Origin of the sequence: Falsibacillus pallidus (assembly GCF_003350505.1) — a bacterium.
Taxonomy (GTDB): domain Bacteria; phylum Bacillota; class Bacilli; order Bacillales; family DSM-25281; genus Falsibacillus; species Falsibacillus pallidus.
The window spans coordinates 19,127-37,073 of sequence record NZ_QQAY01000006.1 but is presented as its reverse complement, the minus strand read 5'-3'; the positions used below and the strand labels follow the sequence as shown (position 1 = coordinate 37,073).

17 protein-coding genes are annotated in these 17,947 nt (G+C 44.4%); 10 read left to right on the top strand and 7 right to left on the bottom strand.

What is annotated here, in order from left to right; genetic code table 11:
• Positions 1-316 precede the first annotated feature (316 nt).
• Positions 317-1,810 (top strand): peptide MFS transporter, encoded by a 1,494-nt coding sequence (locus tag DFR59_RS11355; protein ID WP_114745764.1) that lies wholly within the window; start codon positions 317-319, stop codon positions 1,808-1,810.
• 162 nt (positions 1,811-1,972) lie between these two features.
• The gene (locus DFR59_RS11350; protein WP_114745763.1) at positions 1,973-2,800 is read left to right on the top strand and encodes a DegV family protein; all 828 of its coding nucleotides are present in this window, start codon (positions 1,973-1,975) and stop codon (positions 2,798-2,800) included.
• A gap of 32 nt (positions 2,801-2,832) precedes the next feature.
• Here the strand turns inward: DFR59_RS11350 and DFR59_RS11345 are convergent, their stop codons facing one another.
• The 5 genes from DFR59_RS11345 to DFR59_RS11325 all read right to left on the bottom strand — a co-directional run bounded on the left by DFR59_RS11345 (position 2,833) and on the right by DFR59_RS11325 (position 7,482).
• Complete coding sequence (locus tag DFR59_RS11345) at positions 2,833-3,819, bottom strand: DUF3231 family protein (RefSeq protein ID WP_114745762.1); 987 nt, start codon at positions 3,817-3,819, stop codon at positions 2,833-2,835.
• A gap of 91 nt (positions 3,820-3,910) precedes the next feature.
• Positions 3,911-4,897, bottom strand: coding sequence for a D-alanyl-D-alanine carboxypeptidase family protein (locus DFR59_RS11340; protein WP_114745761.1), 987 nt, complete (start codon positions 4,895-4,897; stop codon positions 3,911-3,913).
• Positions 4,898-5,024: 127 nt separating this feature from the next.
• Entirely contained in the window at positions 5,025-5,321 is a 297-nt protein-coding gene (locus tag DFR59_RS11335; RefSeq protein ID WP_114745760.1) for a putative quinol monooxygenase, read from the bottom strand.
• A 30-nt stretch (positions 5,322-5,351) separates the two neighbouring features.
• On the bottom strand, positions 5,352-5,987 hold the full coding sequence (locus DFR59_RS11330) for a nitroreductase family protein (protein ID WP_114745759.1): 636 nt from the start codon (positions 5,985-5,987) through the stop codon (positions 5,352-5,354).
• Between the two features lie 25 nt (positions 5,988-6,012).
• Positions 6,013-7,482, bottom strand: coding sequence for an aldehyde dehydrogenase family protein (locus DFR59_RS11325; protein WP_114745758.1), 1,470 nt, complete (start codon positions 7,480-7,482; stop codon positions 6,013-6,015).
• A 264-nt stretch (positions 7,483-7,746) separates the two neighbouring features.
• On the opposite strand from DFR59_RS11325, the gene DFR59_RS11320 reads away from it, so the two are divergent.
• The 7 genes from DFR59_RS11320 to DFR59_RS11290 all read left to right on the top strand — a co-directional run bounded on the left by DFR59_RS11320 (position 7,747) and on the right by DFR59_RS11290 (position 13,716).
• Complete coding sequence (locus DFR59_RS11320) at positions 7,747-8,409, top strand: TetR/AcrR family transcriptional regulator (protein WP_114745757.1); 663 nt, start codon at positions 7,747-7,749, stop codon at positions 8,407-8,409.
• A 27-nt stretch (positions 8,410-8,436) separates the two neighbouring features.
• Positions 8,437-9,153 carry a YjjG family noncanonical pyrimidine nucleotidase gene (locus DFR59_RS11315; RefSeq protein ID WP_114745756.1) on the top strand — a complete coding sequence of 239 codons (717 nt, stop codon included), beginning with the start codon at positions 8,437-8,439 and terminating at the stop codon, positions 9,151-9,153.
• A gap of 413 nt (positions 9,154-9,566) precedes the next feature.
• Positions 9,567-10,472 carry an ABC transporter ATP-binding protein gene (locus DFR59_RS11310; RefSeq protein ID WP_245948464.1) on the top strand — a complete coding sequence of 302 codons (906 nt, stop codon included), beginning with the start codon at positions 9,567-9,569 and terminating at the stop codon, positions 10,470-10,472.
• Position 10,473: 1 nt separating this feature from the next.
• The gene (locus DFR59_RS11305; RefSeq protein WP_114745754.1) at positions 10,474-11,211 is read left to right on the top strand and encodes an ABC transporter permease; all 738 of its coding nucleotides are present in this window, start codon (positions 10,474-10,476) and stop codon (positions 11,209-11,211) included.
• 6 nt (positions 11,212-11,217) lie between these two features.
• Complete coding sequence (locus DFR59_RS11300) at positions 11,218-12,360, top strand: sensor histidine kinase (protein WP_114745753.1); 1,143 nt, start codon at positions 11,218-11,220, stop codon at positions 12,358-12,360.
• A complete protein-coding gene (locus DFR59_RS11295; protein WP_114745752.1) occupies positions 12,357-12,959 on the top strand; it encodes a response regulator transcription factor in 603 nt (200 codons plus the stop codon). The genes DFR59_RS11300 and DFR59_RS11295 overlap by 4 nt, the downstream gene beginning before the upstream one ends.
• Before the next feature lie 193 nt (positions 12,960-13,152).
• Positions 13,153-13,716 carry a cysteine hydrolase family protein gene (locus DFR59_RS11290; RefSeq protein ID WP_170137277.1) on the top strand — a complete coding sequence of 188 codons (564 nt, stop codon included), beginning with the start codon at positions 13,153-13,155 and terminating at the stop codon, positions 13,714-13,716.
• 51 nt (positions 13,717-13,767) lie between these two features.
• Here DFR59_RS11290 and gltC read toward each other — a convergent pair whose 3' ends face one another.
• Positions 13,768-14,670, bottom strand: coding sequence for a glutamate biosynthesis transcriptional regulator GltC (gene gltC, locus DFR59_RS11285; RefSeq protein WP_114745751.1), 903 nt, complete (start codon positions 14,668-14,670; stop codon positions 13,768-13,770).
• 113 nt (positions 14,671-14,783) lie between these two features.
• On the opposite strand from gltC, the gene DFR59_RS11280 reads away from it, so the two are divergent.
• Positions 14,784-16,034: a cation:dicarboxylate symporter family transporter gene (locus tag DFR59_RS11280; RefSeq protein WP_114745750.1), complete on the top strand. Its 1,251-nt coding sequence runs from the start codon at positions 14,784-14,786 to the stop codon at positions 16,032-16,034.
• A gap of 218 nt (positions 16,035-16,252) precedes the next feature.
• On the opposite strand, the gene DFR59_RS11275 is transcribed toward DFR59_RS11280, so the two are convergent.
• Entirely contained in the window at positions 16,253-17,776 is a 1,524-nt protein-coding gene (locus DFR59_RS11275; protein ID WP_281269358.1) for a malate:quinone oxidoreductase, read from the bottom strand.
• Positions 17,777-17,947: the final 171 nt, after the last annotated feature.

The following is a 17,947-nucleotide window of genomic DNA, read 5'->3' as shown; positions in this document are numbered from 1 at the left end:
TTTTTCAGAATAGTATAACATATTTTTCACGATTGTTCTGATCACGTCATTCTAACCACTCGCCTACTATTTTTCTTAGAGCAGGTTTAAATTTCACCACTACGGGAAAACGTATGAAAGTCCAACTGAAATTTCAGGAGATACTTGAAGATTCTTTACAAAAAAGCATAACTTTTTTACTATTCTAAAAAAACAAAATTTAGGGTATTTTGAATCAATTGGTTAATAAAGACTGTTATATATCAATTACCAACAAATGTTTTTGACATTACACACAAATTAAAATATTATATTACTAGATTAAGGAGGTAGGGGTATGATTGAACTAAATAAACAGAAAATTGCGGATAGTGTACCTCAAAGAGGTTTCTTCGGACATCCTAAAGGTCTATTCACTCTTTTCTTCACTGAATTTTGGGAGCGCTTTTCTTACTATGGGATGAGGGCCATCCTCATCTACTATATGTATTACGAAACAACAAAAGGCGGCTTGGGACTTCCTGAGCAAACCGCTTTAGCCATCATGTCCATCTATGGATCCCTCGTATATATGTCTGGGATCATCGGCGGATGGGTCGCTGATAGACTAGTCGGAACAGCACGGTCAGTCTTCATCGGAGGAATATTGATTATGCTTGGACACATCGCACTTGCGATTCCTGGCAGCATTCCAATGTTCTTTGCTTCGATGGTATTAATCGTATTAGGTACAGGTATGTTGAAGCCGAACGTTTCAACAGTAGTAGGAGATCTTTATGCACCGGGCGATGACCGCCGCGATTCTGGTTTCAGCATCTTCTATATCGGAATTAACTTAGGTGCATTCATTGCGCCGCTAATTGTCGGAACAATCGGAATGAAATACAATTTCCACTTAGGTTTTGGACTTGCAGCTATCGGTATGTTCCTAGGATTAGTTGTATTCATGATCACGAAAAAGAAAAACATCGGACTTGCAGGATCTTATGTGTCCAATCCATTGGCGCCTAAGGAAAAGAAAATTGTATGGTCCAGCATTATCGGCGGTGCCATCTTGCTTGGCATCATCCTGGCTGTAACAATCCCAGCTGGTATTCTAACTCTTGACGGGTTCATTAACATTGTCGGAATTCTCGGTATCATCATTCCAACGATTTACTTCATCGTAATGTATACAAGCAAGAAAACAACGGCTGATGAACGTTCACGCGTTATTGCCTACATCCCGCTCTTCATTGCGGCAGTTATGTTCTGGGCAATCCAGGAACAAGGGTCTACAATCCTTGCAGCATATGCGGACAAGCGCACACAGCTTGACTTTGCTGGAATTCATATTTCTCCAGCTTGGTTCCAATCACTGAACCCGCTGTTCATCATCGCATTTGCACCAGTTTTCGCTTGGCTATGGGTCAAGCTCGGCAAACGCCAGCCATCCATTCCAGCTAAATTTGCATTCGGTATCTTGTTTGCAGGTATCTCTTTCCTAGTTATCCTGCTTCCTGCTTACTTTGGCGGAGATGATTCCCTTGTAAATCCATTATGGCTTGTATTGAGCTACTTCATCGTCGTTCTTGGAGAACTATGCTTGTCTCCAGTGGGACTTTCAGCAACAACAAAGCTTGCGCCTGCAGCTTTCTCAGCACAAACAATGAGCTTATGGTTCTTGGCAAGTGCGGGAGCTCAAGCATTGAATGCACAGCTTGTTAAGTTCTATACACCAGAAAATGAAATGACTTACTTTGGAACAATTGGTGTTGCTTCCATCGTACTAAGCTTGATTCTTTTCGCATTAACTCCAAAAATCAGTAAAATGATGAGAGGCGTCCGCTAATCGGATGCTTCATTAAAAGAATTCCCCCGGCTTCCTGAAGCTGGGGGATTTTTTTCATAAGAAAACAGCCTATAGACAAAATAAGGGAAATCAACGCAGCTATTATGATACTATCAAATATATATGAACAGGATTTTAACGGATTTAGGAGGAATCAGCTTCATGGTTCAAATCATTACGGACAGCTCTTCAGACTTGCCAAAGGAATTATTGGATCGATATAACATCACAGTTGTCCCTCTTTCGGTGCGAATTGATGAAAAGGAGTACCTGGAAGGGGTCAACCTGAATCCTGAGCAGTTTTTTGAAAAAATGTTTGCATCGGATCAGCTGCCGAAAACGTCGCAGCCGTCCCCTTCTGTATTTGCAGATGTGTTTGAAGAATTAAAATCCAAAGGAGAACTTTTATGCCTTACGATTTCTTCCGGATTAAGCGGGACCTATCAATCAGCTTGCATGGCAAAAGACCTTACAGAAGCCAATGTTGAAGTGTTTGACACCCTTGGAGGGTCACTTGCCCACGGCATCTTGATTCTAAAAGCCGCTGCTCTTGCTGAACAAGGTCTGGAACGGGCAGCAATCCTGAAAAAACTTCACGAATGGCGGGAAGATATGAAAATCCTCATTCTCCTGGATACGCTTGAGAATGTCGTGAAAGGCGGGCGCCTCAGCAAGTTTCAAGGCTCAATTGCAAAAGTGCTTAATATCAAAGTGATATTAGAAGGAATTAAAGGGGAAATTGAAGTAATCGAAAAAATCAGGGGACAGAAAAAGTTCCTCAAACGATCTCTTGAGATGATCGGGGAGCGCCGCACAGACTTTTCGGATACTATCTTCGGCATTACCCATACAGGGAATGTAGAGGATGCAGAATACATGAAAAAAGAAATCCAATCCCTCTACAACCCGAAAGAGGTCATCATTCATTATATGGGTGCCACTATGGGGACCTACGCAGGGAAGAATGGGATGATTGTTTCTTTTATATAAAAAAATGGCGACCCCAGCGGCCGCCATTTTTGTTATTGTTTTTTTGTCTGCGGCGGCTCTTCCAGCCATCCATTCTTGATCATGAGTTTTGCACCTCTATGGGCATATTCAAAAATGTCCTTCATGAAGATGGCCATTTTGGCCGGCAGATCATTCCGCAGGCTAAAGGAAGTCCCCAAGGAGTTGCCGCCTAAGGAGAAGCTGCAGAAGAGGCTGACACAATACATCATGATCTTATCAGAGAAAGGCGCCGCCGTTGATGATGTAACATTTCCGCCAGGTGGAGAGGGAACTGGAACATCATTTTCGAGCATGATTTCACTCATTTCTTTCACGATGGATTTAGCAAGCTCTGCCCCATTTTTAAAATATTTGCTGACTGCAGGCTCCTGGGCGCATTGAGCAAACCCCATGATCATATGCATCCCCACCACATTGGATTCGATACCGTGGTAAATATGTGCGAGTTCTACCGTATTGAGCGTTCGTTTCTCCTTAAATGGAGAAAGTCCCGATAAATAGTTTTCATGCTTGACGAATTCCACCGAATTATCTACAGATACGTATGGTGACCTTGTGAGAAGCCCTTTTTTCAATAAATAACGGGTGCATTGCTCGTAGCACTGCTGTGTCACTTGAGTCAGCTGCCTCATCATAAGGATGATATCCTCACGGTAGGACATCGTGATATTCACCGTATGCATCGCCATGCTTATTTCCTTGACCATCCGGAGGAACATGATATCAAATCCGTTGTCATAGAGCTTTGGAACGCCGATATTGACATCCTCGCTCGTAAATCCAACGGGGATCGGTATTCCTTCCGATTGGAATATGTTTTTGATTTTATCTACGTATGGGCTGACATCTCTTGCAAGGTCCGCCATAATCTTTTGTGCTTCAGCATCATCTGCTTTTTCAATAAAGTAGTCGAGCATCCTCAGGACCATTGTTTTTTGCTGATAGGTGATCCAAAGCACCCCGATTTCGGACGATGTAATCGAAGGTCTTTCCGGCATGATGATTCCTCCAAATCCTTTTCAAACTTAGACGTATACTTTAGTTTGAGCAGGAAAGAGAAAAACGATTCATTTTTTCCAAAAATGGGTTCTACTTGCCGATCAGATTGTAGGCTGCATCGTACAGCCTTTTCGTCTCGGTATACCGCGCCGCCTTAGACGGTGCTCCAAGTATAACGGAAATCAGCCGTGTCCCATCTTTTTTCACGGTTCCTGCAAAGCAGTATCCTGCTTCATCCGTAAAGCCGGTTTTCAGTCCGTCCACGCCAGCATAACCAAGGTCGTGTTTGTTTATCTTTGGCAGCATCCAATTCGTATTTGTATACCTATGGTCCCCGAAGGTTACGGATGATTGTTTCATCACATCTAGTATTTCAGGGAATTCCTTCAGTAGTTCCATTGCCAGCAATCCGATATCATTCGCTGACATCACGTTGGTATCGTTTGGCCCGCCGGTTGTGTAATAGTCGCCTAGGTCCAGATTGCTCAGGCCTGTACTGTCAACAAAATGAGTTTCCGTGAGACCCAGCTGCTGCGCTGTCTTGTTCATTTCGGCGACGAAATTCTTTTCGCTGCCAGAAACAGTCTCAGCCAGTGCAATGGCCGCTTCATTTGCGGATCTGATGGCCATTCCCTCATACAATTCACGCACCGTGTAAGGCTTTCCTTTTTCCAAGTGAATCGATGCAAAACCGGGATGACTGGAGATCGCATATGCGTAATCACTGATCTTGATGGATTGATCCCATTGGATTTCCCCTTTTTTGATTGCCCTCAAAACCAGCAGTTCTGTCATCATTTTCGAAATGCTCGCCGGCGGCAGCGACTCGTGGATATTCTTTTCATAAAGGATGCTGCCATCCTTTGCGTTCAGGAGGAGGACAGACTTCCCTTGAATCCCCATATTGGGCAAGGTAATTTTCTTCTTCGCTTCTTCCTTTGGCTTCTTATGGCTGGATACAGCAGCCGTGTGGCTTTTTGACTTACCCTTATCCTCCGTCCCACTCTTAATGGCATAAAAGGAACCCGCTAATACAACAGCGAGCACCCCTACAATCATCCATTTGTAAAGCTTCATTGTTGTCCCCTGCCGATCTTAATAGAATATCTTTCATTAAATAGCAAAGGGGCGTAAATGACAAGCAGTCTTACTTTTAACTACAAAAAAACACCTCGTTAAAGGTGTTTTTCTGCTTTACTACCGTTTATCTTTCCACTTGTTCGCCATTGAAGACTTTTACATCAAGAGGGGCAGCAAGGAATTCCTTGGCTTTCCCGGTGAAGGCAGTGAAGTGTTCACTTGCGTTGTGTGCTGCTACAGCTTGTCCGTCTTTCCATAGTTCTACCATTGTAAAGACATTTTCGTTTTCTGTATCTTGATAAAGTTTATAGGAAACATTTCCGCTTTCTTCCCTTGATGCTTGGATCAAAGGCTTTATTTCATTCAGAAATGTTTCTTTCTTATCAGGATTGATTGTAAGACCGGCATGGATGATGATCATAATGTTTCTTCCTCTCTGTAATGAATAGATTTATTTCCACTGTGCGACTTTATTGATTGGCAAGCGGACAGATGGATGGCCGCTGTCAGCTGCTTTCCCCATGGAAATGAGCATGACTGGAACATAGCGGTCTTTATCTAGTCCGAACGCTTCCGCAATTTGATCTTTTTCATAGCCGCCGATTGGGTTTGTATCATAGCCATGTGCACGTGCTGCAAGCATGATTTGCATGGATACAAGTCCTCCGTCTACCAAAACGACGTCCCTCATATCTTCTCTTGAGATGGTATTGAAGTAGCCTGAGAAAGAAGTCAGGATGTTTTCTTTCACATCTTGCGGCATGAAGCCTTTTTCTACTGCACTGCTGTAAATTTCTTCTGCATTTTCAAAGTTATTGAGATCTCCGAAGACAGCGATGACCGCTGCAGAAGTCTCTACTTGGTTTTGATTGAATTTCGCCAATGGAGCCAATGTTGCTTTTGCTTCATCACTTTCAATGACGAGGAAACGCCACGGCTGCATATTGACAGAAGATGGCGCCGTTGTTGCTGTTGTCAGGATTTCTTCCATTTCCTCACGGCTGATTTTCACGGTTGGATCGTAGTTCTTGATGGATCTGCGCTTTTTTAAGATTTCATTGAAGTCATTTGCTTTTTGGTATGTCATGTTGTATTTCTCCCTTGCATTAATATTATTTCAAATTATTGATAAACGGCCCGTAGTTGCGGGGCGTATGCTGTACGGACAGCCATTTCAGGGTCGTGAATTCTTCCAATACCCACTCCCCGTTGAATCGTCCGAGACCGGAGTCTTTCTCTCCGCCAAATGGCATGTGCGGTTCATCGTTGACGGATTGATCGTTGACATGGATCATGCCGGTATGGATCTGATGCGCCACATTCGTACCGTGTTCAATGTTGGAAGAATGGACAGCTCCGCTTAATCCATATGGGTAGGCATTGGCCATCTCGATCGCTTCTTCATCGCTTTCAAATGGAATCAATGCAGCGACAGGACCGAAGATTTCGTTTTCGGCAATCGCCATATCATTTTTAACATGCGTCAATACAGTTGGTTCAAGGACATTGCTGTTGGCTTTGCCGCCAAGCATCAATTTCGCTCCCTGATCAACACTTGCCTCGATATCTTTCAGGATTCTGTCTACTTGTCCGCGATTGATCAGCGGACCCACATTGGCATCTTTTTCAGTCGGATTGCCAAATTTAAGCTTCTTCGCTTTTTCAATGAATTTCTCTGCAAATTCATCGTAGATCGCTTTATGAATGAAGATGCGATTCACTGACATGCAAATTTGTCCTTGATGATAGAATTTCCCGAATAAAGCGGAATCGACGGCTTGGTCGATATCTGCGTCATCCAAAACGATGAACGCATTATTTCCGCCAAGTTCCAACGCGGTTTTCTTAAGATGCTTCCCGGCAAGTTCCCCGATGTGCCTACCGACTTCTGTTGAACCTGTAAATGAGATAAGGCGCGGCGTTGGATGTGTGACGATATCGTCTCCAATTTCCGATCCTTTCCCAACGACGACATTCAATAAGCCTTTAGGAAGACCTGCCGCTTCAAAAATGCTCGCAAAGATCAATCCGCCGGTTACCGGTGTATCCGTCGCTGGTTTCAAAACAACTGCATTCCCTGTCGCAATGGCAGGAGCAATGGAACGGATCGCCAGATGGAATGGGAAATTCCATGGGCTGATGATTCCTATGACACCAAGCGGACCGCGGTATACACGGTTTTCTTTTCCGGCCGTCTGTGAAGGTAGGATCTTCCCTTCCATGCGGTACGGATAGGTTGTTGATTCCTTAAGGATATTCATGGAAGCCTGGAATTCACTGCTGGCTTTCATAAACGTGCTTCCTGATTCTTTCATCAGCCACTCGAGGATGACTTCTTTATTTTCTTCCATTACATGTGCTGCTTTTTCAAGTACCGCCCTTTTGTTTTGCGGAAGTTCTTTAGCCCATTCTTTTTGGGCGCTTTCTGCTGCTTTATATGCTTCATCCAAATCTTCCTTGGATGCTGCCTGTATGGAAACGAGCTCCTCTCCGTTATAAGGATTGGAATTGGTCATGGAAGTTGAACTGCTCCCTTTTCTCCACTCGCCGTTTATAAAAACTCTTGAAAAATCTGTATTCATCTCTTTCCTCTCCTTTTCATTTAGGATATAAAAGCTGATACAAGCCTTTCAATATTCACTTTTTACATTTTGCCCAATGCATTGTGCAGTTATTTGACCTTAACGCTTAAACACTTTATACATTTTTGATATAATCAGTATAAAGTGTTCATGGGTAATACCATACTCCTCTTTTATCCGTTTGTAAACTATTAAAACTTGGAACCGTCAAAACGAGCACATCGGGATTATGATATAATCCTTTTTGGAAAGGATGTGGGAAATATGCGAAAGCTCGAACCAGAGGATAAACAGAAAATGAGAAGGATCTATGCAGGGAAAATCTTGAATGTAGTCCGGACAAAAGGATTCACTTCCATGACCATTCAAGAGCTGGCAGACTTGATGAACATCAGCAGGGCTTCCTTATACAATTATTTTTCATCAAAAGAAGATGTCATCATGGAGCTGACCAACTACTGCCTTACCTATATCGAGGACGCAGGAGAGACCATCCTGAATGAGGATCTTCCCTATCCGATCCGTCTGCAAAAAGTGTTTGAACAAGCTGTATTCTCAGCTTTCTATACATCAACGATTTATTTAAATGATTTGAAAAAAAGCTGTACGTCCCTTTATGAACAGAAGATCATTTCAAGAAAAAAACAGATGGATGCAGCCCGCCTGTTTTATCACAAAGGAATGGAGGCTGGCGTTTTTCATAAGCTCAATCCATCCATTCTGATCATGCAGGATGAAGTTGTATTGGAAAAAATGCTGAACACCTCCTACTTGGCGCAAGAAGGGTTGTCCTTGAAGCAAGCATTATTTGACTACTATGAGGCGAAAAAGATCCAAATCGTCAGGCCGGAGTTCATTCATGAGGAGGAAGACGCTGCCATTGAGGGTGTAGTGGACTATATCCTTCAAAAACTGGCGGAATCCTGAGAATTACAACAAGAGGGAGAGACGAACATGAAGAAATATACCACCTTATTCTTTGACATAGATGATACATTGCTGGACTTCGGGGCAGCGGAGAAATCCGCTCTTGAGAAACTTTTCAATGGGCAGGGCATCCCGTATACTCCGGAGAACATCGCAGCCTATAAACAGATCAACCAAGGTCTTTGGAGAGCATATGAGGATGGCACGATTGAGCAGCAGGAAGTCGTGAATACGCGATTTTCCCGGTTCTTTGAAACGCACGGAAAATCCGTGGACGGAACCCTTTTAGAGAATCAATACCGGAGCTACTTAGAAGACGGCGAACAGGTGATGAACACCTCGCTGGAATTTATCGAAGCCTTGAGAAAGGATTTCGATTTGTATATCGTGACCAACGGGTTGACGAATACACAGGATAAACGATTGCGGGCTGCCGGCCTTCATCCTCTTTTTAAAGAGGTATTTGTTTCAGAAGCAATCGGCCACCAAAAGCCGAAGAAGGAATTCTTTGATTTCGTATTCAATCGGATTCCAGGCTTTATTCCTGAGCGCGGATTAATCATCGGCGACTCCCTGACCTCGGACATGAAAGGCGGGTATATGGCAGGCATGGACACATGCTGGTTCAACCCGGGCCAGAAGCCAAATCCAACTGACATCGTGCCAACCTACGAAATTAAAAGCCTGGATGAGCTAGTCGACATCTTGCAGCTCAAGGCCGAGACTGCTGATTGCAGAAAATAATAAAGAGAACAAAGCCGTATTCACAGCTGTGAGTGCGGCTTTGTTGTATATAGATAAGAACGTGTGAAAAATCAGAGGGGAGTTTTGTACGGCCACTCTTTTCCTTCTCCAGCTCCAACGCCCAGAAGCATGGCCTATGCTGAATTTGCTCCCCACTTTTCGGGTTAACCGCCGCACTTTTGAGAGAAACCTCTGGACTTTCTGTTCTAACCTCCCTACTTTCCGTGTTGACCGCCCCACTTTTTGCTCCAACCTCCCCACTATCCTTTTTTGGGAAAAATTAAACACCTCTGAACAGCCGACTCCGCTTTTCTTATAAAAAATGACAATTGTCATCTCCTTTTCATGACACTCCTTACTAAAATCCCCCTTTCCAAAATCATACAATAGGACTATGAAAACTGGAGGTGCTTATGATGAACGAAATCATAGCTGTTCAAAATGTCACAAAACAATTTCAACAGAAAAAAGCCGTCAACCAAATAAATTTCTCCATCAGCCAAGGGGAGATAGTAGCCATCCTTGGTCCGAACGGTGCAGGAAAAACAACGACCCTCTCCATGATCCTTGGTTTATTAAAGCCGACTGAGGGTGAAATCAAACTATTCGGCTCCGATCCCCAAGAGAAAAAAGTCCGGGAGAGAATCGGCGCCATGCTGCAGGAAGTCAGTGTCATTCCCGGATTGAAAGTGATTGAGATCCTTGAGTTGATCAGGAGCTACTACCCATCACCCCTTCCGCTCAAGGAACTGGTGGAACTGACCGGTTTGACGGATGGAGATCTAAAAACGATGGCAGAAAAATTGTCCGGCGGCCAGAAACGCCGCCTCAGCTTCGCATTGGCCATCGCAGGAAATCCAGAATTGATACTATTGGATGAACCGACTGTCGGAATGGATATCACTTCAAGGAACCGGTTTTGGCAAACGATCCATGCAATGGCGGAGAAAGGGAAGACGATCATTTTCTCCACTCACTACCTTCAAGAGGCAGATGAGGCTGCACAAAGGATCTTATTGTTTAAAGATGGAGCAATCGCTGCGGATGGGACGCCGAGCCAAATCAAATCGAACCGCTTCACTCCATCCATCTCTTTCATGGTCGACGCGGAGAAATCACTTGAAAGGCTATACGAGCACCCTGAGATTGACCAGGTCCACAGGAAAAATAACCGGGTCTACCTTCACTCAGCGAATACAGACCGCTTATTGGAGATTATTTTTGAAGAAAAATTAGGAGCAAGGGATATCCAGATCGAACGAGGAAAATTGGAAGATGCCTTTGAACAATTAATCGGCGAACATAAGGAGGCTATGTAACATGAATGCATTTAAAATGCAGTGCACAGCAGAAATTAAACGGGTTTTGAGGAATCGGTATTTTGTCTTTTGGTCCCTGTTGATGCCGATTGTTTTTTATTATATTTTCACTAATGTCGTTAACACCAAGGCTCCGGACCAGGATGCATGGAATGCACATTACCTCATGTCCATGACGGTATTCAGTGTGATGGGCTCCTCCATCATGACTCTCGGGATCAGACTGGTGCAGGAAAAGGCGCAAGGCTGGTCTACCTATATGAGGATCACACCATTATCCGATACCGTCTATTTTGCCGCACAGATGGTCGGCCAAAGTGTCATTCATATCCTGTCAGTTGTCGTAATCTTTACCGCAGGAGCGCTCATCAACGGCGTTTCTCTCTCCGCCTTTGAATGGGTTATGAGCGGACTATGGATTCTCCTTGGCTCCATTCCTTTCCTCGCATTCGGAACGCTTATCGGATTAATGAAAAAAGTCGAAACAGCAGCAGGCATCAGCAACATCATTTATATGGTGCTCGCTGTGGCAGGCGGATTGTGGATGCCGATCGATGTGATGCCAAAGCTTATGAAAAATATCGCTCAATGGCTTCCCTCTTATCATTTCGGCAACGGCGTTTGGGAAATTTCCAATGGCAGCCTCCCTGGTTGGAAAGATATTGTAATTTTGGTCGCATATCTGGCTGTATTCATGCTACTATCAAAATATATTAGAAGAAAACAAGAAGCGGCGTGATGTAATGTGAAAAAAAACTTCAGTTTATTTCCGAAGCAATATGGCTTCTTTCCGTATATTTTCCTGGTCTATCTATTCTTCCCTTTCTACTATTTGACCCAGGAAACAGGGATTAAACAGGTGCTGGGGCTGGTGATGATCGTACTTTTCCTCGTATCTTACCGCCAGCTGTACAGCACTCCATCAAGATCAAAAGTATTTACGGCCTGGCTGCTTGTCGAGCTCGGGGTCATATTCGTGGTCGGCTGTTTTTATGACGTGAACTACCTGTTTTTAGGCTTTTTCCCTGCCAATTTTACAGGGTACTATCAGGATAAACGCAGATTTCAAAGAGGCTTGGCGGGATTGATTTTTGTCCTTATCTTCCCGCTTATTTACCAATGGATGCAGGATGATTCCGCTTTCTCTCTCGAAGGATTTTATTATTTTGTTCCCTTCCTTCTCATCATGATCGCTTCGCCATTTGGCGTCCGTTCCATGAATCGCCGGATGGCGCTTGAGAAAGAACTCGATCAGGCAAATCAGCAAATAGCAGAATTGGTGAAGCGCGAGGAGCGCCTCAGGATTTCGCGCGACCTTCATGATACGCTTGGACACACCTTATCTCTATTAACATTGAAGAGTCAGCTCATCCAGCGCCTTGCACCGAAGGATCCGGATCGGACGGTGCTAGAGGCAAAGGAAATGGAAATGGCTTCCCGCTCCGCCCTTAAGCAGGTAAGGGAACTTGTATCGGATATGAGGACCATCACGATTGCTGAAGAGCTCATTCACATCCAGCAGAGCCTAAAGGCTGCTTCCATCACCTATCAGTTTGATGGAAAGATGGAGTTTTCCTCCATCCCCCCTCTCACTCAAAATATCGTCAGCATGTGCATACGGGAAGCTGCCACCAATGTCATCAAGCACAGCAAGGCGACGCATTGCACCATATCTATCAGCCAGACTCCGGATAGATTATTTGTCAAAGTGAAGGATGATGGAATGGGCATCGACTCCGCCAACGCCGTGGGAAATGGACTGCGCGGAATGGAAGAGAGATTGGCGCTCATCGACGGGGGATTAAAGCTCAGCAATCATCATGGGGCACTACTGGAATTGAGCGTCCCCATCATTAATAAAGCAGAGAGAAAAGAGGTCGTCGGATGATTACGCTATTTATCGCGGAGGATCAGCGAATGCTTCTAGGTGCACTCGGGTCCCTATTGGATATGGAAGAGGATATGAAGGTCATCGGACATGCCATGACTGGTGATGAGGCACTCTCTTCCATCCTGAAGCTTGAACCGGATGTATGCCTGATGGATATTGAGATGCCCGGGAAGACAGGTCTCGAGGTAGCGGAAGAGTTAGCCATGAGAGGCTCGAACAGCAAAATCATCATTTTGACGACGTTCGCCCGCCCTGGCTATTTTGAACGGGCAGTGAAAACCGGGGTCCATGGATATTTGCTGAAGGACAGCGAAATCGATGAACTGGCTGAAGCCATCCGGAAGTGCGTTAAAGGTAAGAGGATTTTCAGTCCGGAATTGACCTTCAATGTGATCAGGGAAGAAAACCCTCTCACTGCGAAAGAACAGGAAATCCTCCGCTATGCTGCGTTAGGAAAAACAACAAAGGAAATCACATCAGAGCTTTATCTTTCCTCCGGCACCGTAAGGAATTACATATCCGAAATCCTCCAAAAGCTCGATGCCAAAAACCGGACAGAAGCAGCAAGCATCGCCAAACAAAAAGGATGGATTTGAACAGCCATGGTAAAGGGCTCCCTTTCACCATGGCTCTCTTGTGAATTAGCGACACGTAGGTGACAGGCACGCCCCGGTTTTTGTCGAAAAATTGAACTGCTCATTCCTCGGGTGTAATTTCTTGAAGCCTGGACCGGCTTATTGGACAATATAGAAGGAATAAGAAATTACAGCATTGAAAGGAAGGATCGACATGAACCCATCTAAAACAGCACTCTTAGTCATGGATATTCAAAACGGCATTGTCGGCAATTTTGCGGAGAATCCGGAAGTGCTCATCCCTATTCAGGATTCAGTGAAAGCCGCCCGCGAAGCAGAGATTCCCGTCATTTTTGTTCGCGTCGCTTTTAAAGAAGGCTATCCTGAAGTCAACTTAAACAATAAAATGTTTTCTGCCATCAAGGAGAGCGGCAGCATGACAGAAACGGATTGGTCTACACAGATCCATGAATCCGTTGCACCACTCTCAGGGGAGCCGCTTGTGACAAAGCGCCGCGTCAGTGCATTTGCAGGCAGCGACCTTGAAGTTTTGTTAAGTGGACTCGGTACTGAGGAGCTTGTATTGACTGGAATCGCCACAAGCGGCGTCGTCCTATCAACATTAAGGGAAGCAGCTGATAAAGACTTCCGATTGAAAGTCCTTTCCGACGCTTGCATTGACCGCGATCCAGAAGTGCACCGCGTCCTTGTGGAAAAAGTCTTCCCTCGCCAGGCAGACGTCTTGACCGCATCGGAATGGGCCGATTCATTAAAATAAACTTTTTTACTAAAAACCGCTCATGGAAATATCTCCATAAGCGGTTTTTTTCTACGTCCACATGTTAAGGTGTCTGAAATATTCGAGGACAAATTCATAAAAGAGATTCTCAGAAGGCGATAACTTCCGATTTTTAGGAATGATCAATCCAACCGACCTTTTGACATCTGGGTAAGTGATTTTTATTTTTTTCAACCCTTCCGGCAGATTCCCGAAGAGTGTCGTCTCCGGAAGAAGAGTGACGCCAATTCCCGAAGACACCAGCCCCTTGATCGCATCCAGATCTTCCCCCTCATATGGAATGGAGGGCTGGAAACCTGCTTGTACGCAGGCATCGACTACGATCTGACGGAGCATGAATCCCTCTGGAAATAAAACAAATGGCTCTGGTTCCAATTGATTTAAGGACAGGCTCTCAAATTCAGCAAGACTGTGCGTATCGGATAGCATAGCCAAAAAATTTTCCGAGAACAGGATATGAGCATGAAGCTCTGGATCATTTGCCGGCACCGGACCTATAAAAGCCAAATCAATCTCCCTTTTCTTGATCCCTTCTGTCAGCGTATCATAGGATGCCTGCTTTAAGTGAAAGCGAACATCCGGGTGTTCTTTTTTGAAGGCAGAAATAATAGAGGGAAGCATGCTGCTCGCGATGCTGGATGGGAAGCCTATGCGGATGATGCCGCGCTCGGGCTCTAAATATTCTTCTACCAGCCTTGACGCATTGTCGACTGCTTTAAGAGCGAGTATTGCCTGCTCCAAAAACATTTTCCCAATAAAGGTTAATTTTACATTCCGTCCTTCCCTCTCAAAAAGCTCCACACCTAACTCTTTCTCCAGAAGCCCCACTTGACGGCTCAAGGCAGATTGAGCAATGTGCAAGGACTCTGCCGCCTTCGAAAAATGTTCAATTCGCGCTACTTCTACGAAATATCTTAATTGTCTTAATTCCATTAATATTCCACCCATATCATATCGAGATTAATTATATCACTATAATATATTGTTAATATGAATAATGAAACCTAAAATGAAAAATAGAGAGAAAAAAAGGAGTGAAAGAAGAGATGAAAAGAATTGGTCTAGCATGGCAGATCTTCATTGGTTTAGTTCTCGGTATTGCTGTCGGAGGAATTTTTTACGGAAACCCTCATGTAACCGATTACTTGAAGCCAGTTGGAGATATATTCATACATTTAATTAAAATGATTGTCATCCCGATTGTCATTTCCAGCCTGATCGTAGGTGTTGCGGGTGCAGGGGATATGAAATCGCTTGGAAGACTTGGGGGCAAGACCCTCCTTTATTTTGAAGTCATCACCACCATCGCTATCATTGTTGGGCTGCTGGCAGCAAATCTGTTCCACCCAGGCACAGGCGTCGACCGCTCGCATCTGGCAAAAACCGATATAAATTCTTATGTAAGCACGGCAAAAACCACTGAAACGCATTCAATGGCAGATACATTGGTGAATATTGTCCCTACAAATATCATTCAATCCATTGCAAATGGGGATATGCTCGCTGTCATTTTCTTTTCAGTCATGTTTGGTTTGGGAATAGCAGCCATCGGCGAAAAAGGAAAGCCGGTCATTCAATTTTTCAAAGGAACGGCAGAAGCCATGTTCTATGTTACAAACTTAATTATGAAAACGGCTCCAATCGGAGTATTTGCACTCATTGGTGTAACCGTTTCTACATTCGGATTATCGTCATTGATCCCATTAGGGAAACTAGTGATTGTCGTATATGGAGCTATGATATTCTTCATCCTTGCCGTGCTTGGTTTGGTAGCCAAAATAGCAGGATTTAATATTTTCAAACTCATAAAATACTTGAAGGATGAATTGCTGCTGGGATATTCAACAGCCAGTTCAGAAACAGTCCTTCCAAGAATCATGGAAAAAATGGAGAGGCTGGGCTGCCCAAAGGCCATTACATCCTTCGTCATCCCTACCGGCTATTCGTTCAACCTTGATGGGTCGACACTCTATCAAGCAATTGCCGCCTTATTCATCGCCCAAATGTATGGAATTCATTTGAGCATCGGCCATCAGATCACACTTGTACTCGTATTGATGCTTACCTCAAAAGGAATCGCAGGGGTGCCTGGTGTATCCTTCGTCGTGCTGCTTGCAACACTTGGAAGCGTCGGACTCCCTGTTGAAGGCCTTGCCTTTATTGCAGGAATTGATAGAATCCTCGATATGGCTCGGACGGCTGTCAACATTGTCGGCAACTCATTAGCGGCATTGGTTATCACGAAATGGGAGAATAAAGGAAAGCCAACTACTGAATTAGAAGAACAATCCGCATAATAGAAATGCGCAAGCGCCCTGCTAAGCCCCGACCAGCATAAGACGGAACTCGAAGGAAATCCTGATTTCCGTAGAGGTATGGCTTATGACTCGAGGGGCTGGGCGCTGGAGCTGGACAGAATATCACTCTGAATTTTTATACTTTCTTATCTCATACAAAAAGGTGCAGCCTGGAAGACTCCAGCGGCTGCACCTTTTTTATTTGCATTCTATTATATTCAATTAAAAACCTGTTCTTTTTCGTTCAAGCCGAGCGTTTCGGCCGTTGAAGCAAAAATTTCATCAAATAGAGCTGGATTTTCAACAAGCGATACGCCATAGGACGGGATCATCTCTTTGATTTTAGGCTCCCATTCTTTTATTTGCTGCGGGAAGCATTTGTTCAAAAGTTCGAGCATGACGTGGACAGCCGTTGATGCACCCGGTGAAGCACCTAGAAGAGCGGCAACGGATCCATCAGCAGAACTGACGACTTCTGTTCCGAATTGCAAAGTTCCTTTTCCTGCAGGCGTATCTTTAATGACTTGGACACGCTGGCCTGCCACGACGATATCCCAATCTTCCAATTTAGCTTCTGGAATGAATTCACGCAGTTCTTCTAGGCGCTTCTCATTAGACAGCAAGACCTGCTGGATCAAGTATTTTGTCAATGACATCTCTTTGACACCTGCTGCGAGCATCGTAAAGAGATTATTCGGTTTGACGGAATTGATCAAGTCCATGTTGGAGCCTGTTTTCAAGAATTTTGGCGAGAAGCCGGCAAACGGTCCGAAGAGCAAGGACTTCTTGTTATCGATATATCTTGTATCAAGATGCGGTACGGACATTGGCGGCGCGCCGACCTTTGCTTTTCCGTACACTTTGGCATGATGCTTCTCAGCTACCTCCGGCTTGTTGCAGACCATGAACAGTCCGCTTACAGGGAAGCCGCCGATATGCTTGGATTCAGGAATGCCGGTTTTTTGCAGAAGCGGCAAGCTTCCGCCTCCGCCTCCGATGAAGACGAATTTTGCCGTATGATATTCGATTCTTCCGCTGTCGATGTTGTGGATCTTCAATTCCCAAGAGCCGTCGCTGGTGCGTTTGATATCCTTCACAGTGTGTTTATAGTTCACTTCGACATTTTGGCTCTCGAGATGTTTGAATAACATGCGGGTTAAAGCACCGAAATTCACATCGGTTCCGGAATCGATTTTTGTTGCAGCAATCGGTTCAGTCGATGTGCGGCCTTCCATGATAAGCGGAATCCATTCCTTTAATTTTTCAGGGTCATCCGAATACTCCATTCCTTGGAACAGCGGATTAGCTGAAAGCGCTTCAAATCGTTTTTTCAAAAACTCCACATTCTCTTCCCCTTGAACCATACTCATATGAGGAATCGGCATGATGAAGTCCTGAGGATTGCTGATCAATTTGCTGTTTACGAGAAAAGACCAAAACTGTCTGGAAAGCTGAAACTGCTCGTTGATTTTGATTGCTTTGGTGATGTCTATAGATCCGTCAGGCTTCTCGGATGTATAGTTAAGTTCGCACAGCGCAGAATGGCCGGTCCCAGCATTATTCCATTCGTTGGAGCTTTCTACCCCTGCTTCTGCGAGTTTTTCGAACACTTTGATGTCCCATTCCGGTGCTAACGCTTTCAATAATGATCCCAAAGTCGCACTCATGATTCCAGCACCAATTAAGATAACGTCTGTTTTTTTCTGTACGCTGCTCATTCTATCCTTCCTTACCTCATTTATTTGAGAAAAAATGTTCCGGCGCTTCTGCTCCAAAGACAACTAAGCAAAACGCCACCCACTGACTGAATTATTATATCTCTATTATAAATATTACTAGAGTAAAATATCTACTTTATCTAAAATTATAAACTATTTAAACCATTTTAAAAAGTCTACAGTATTTTAAAAGAT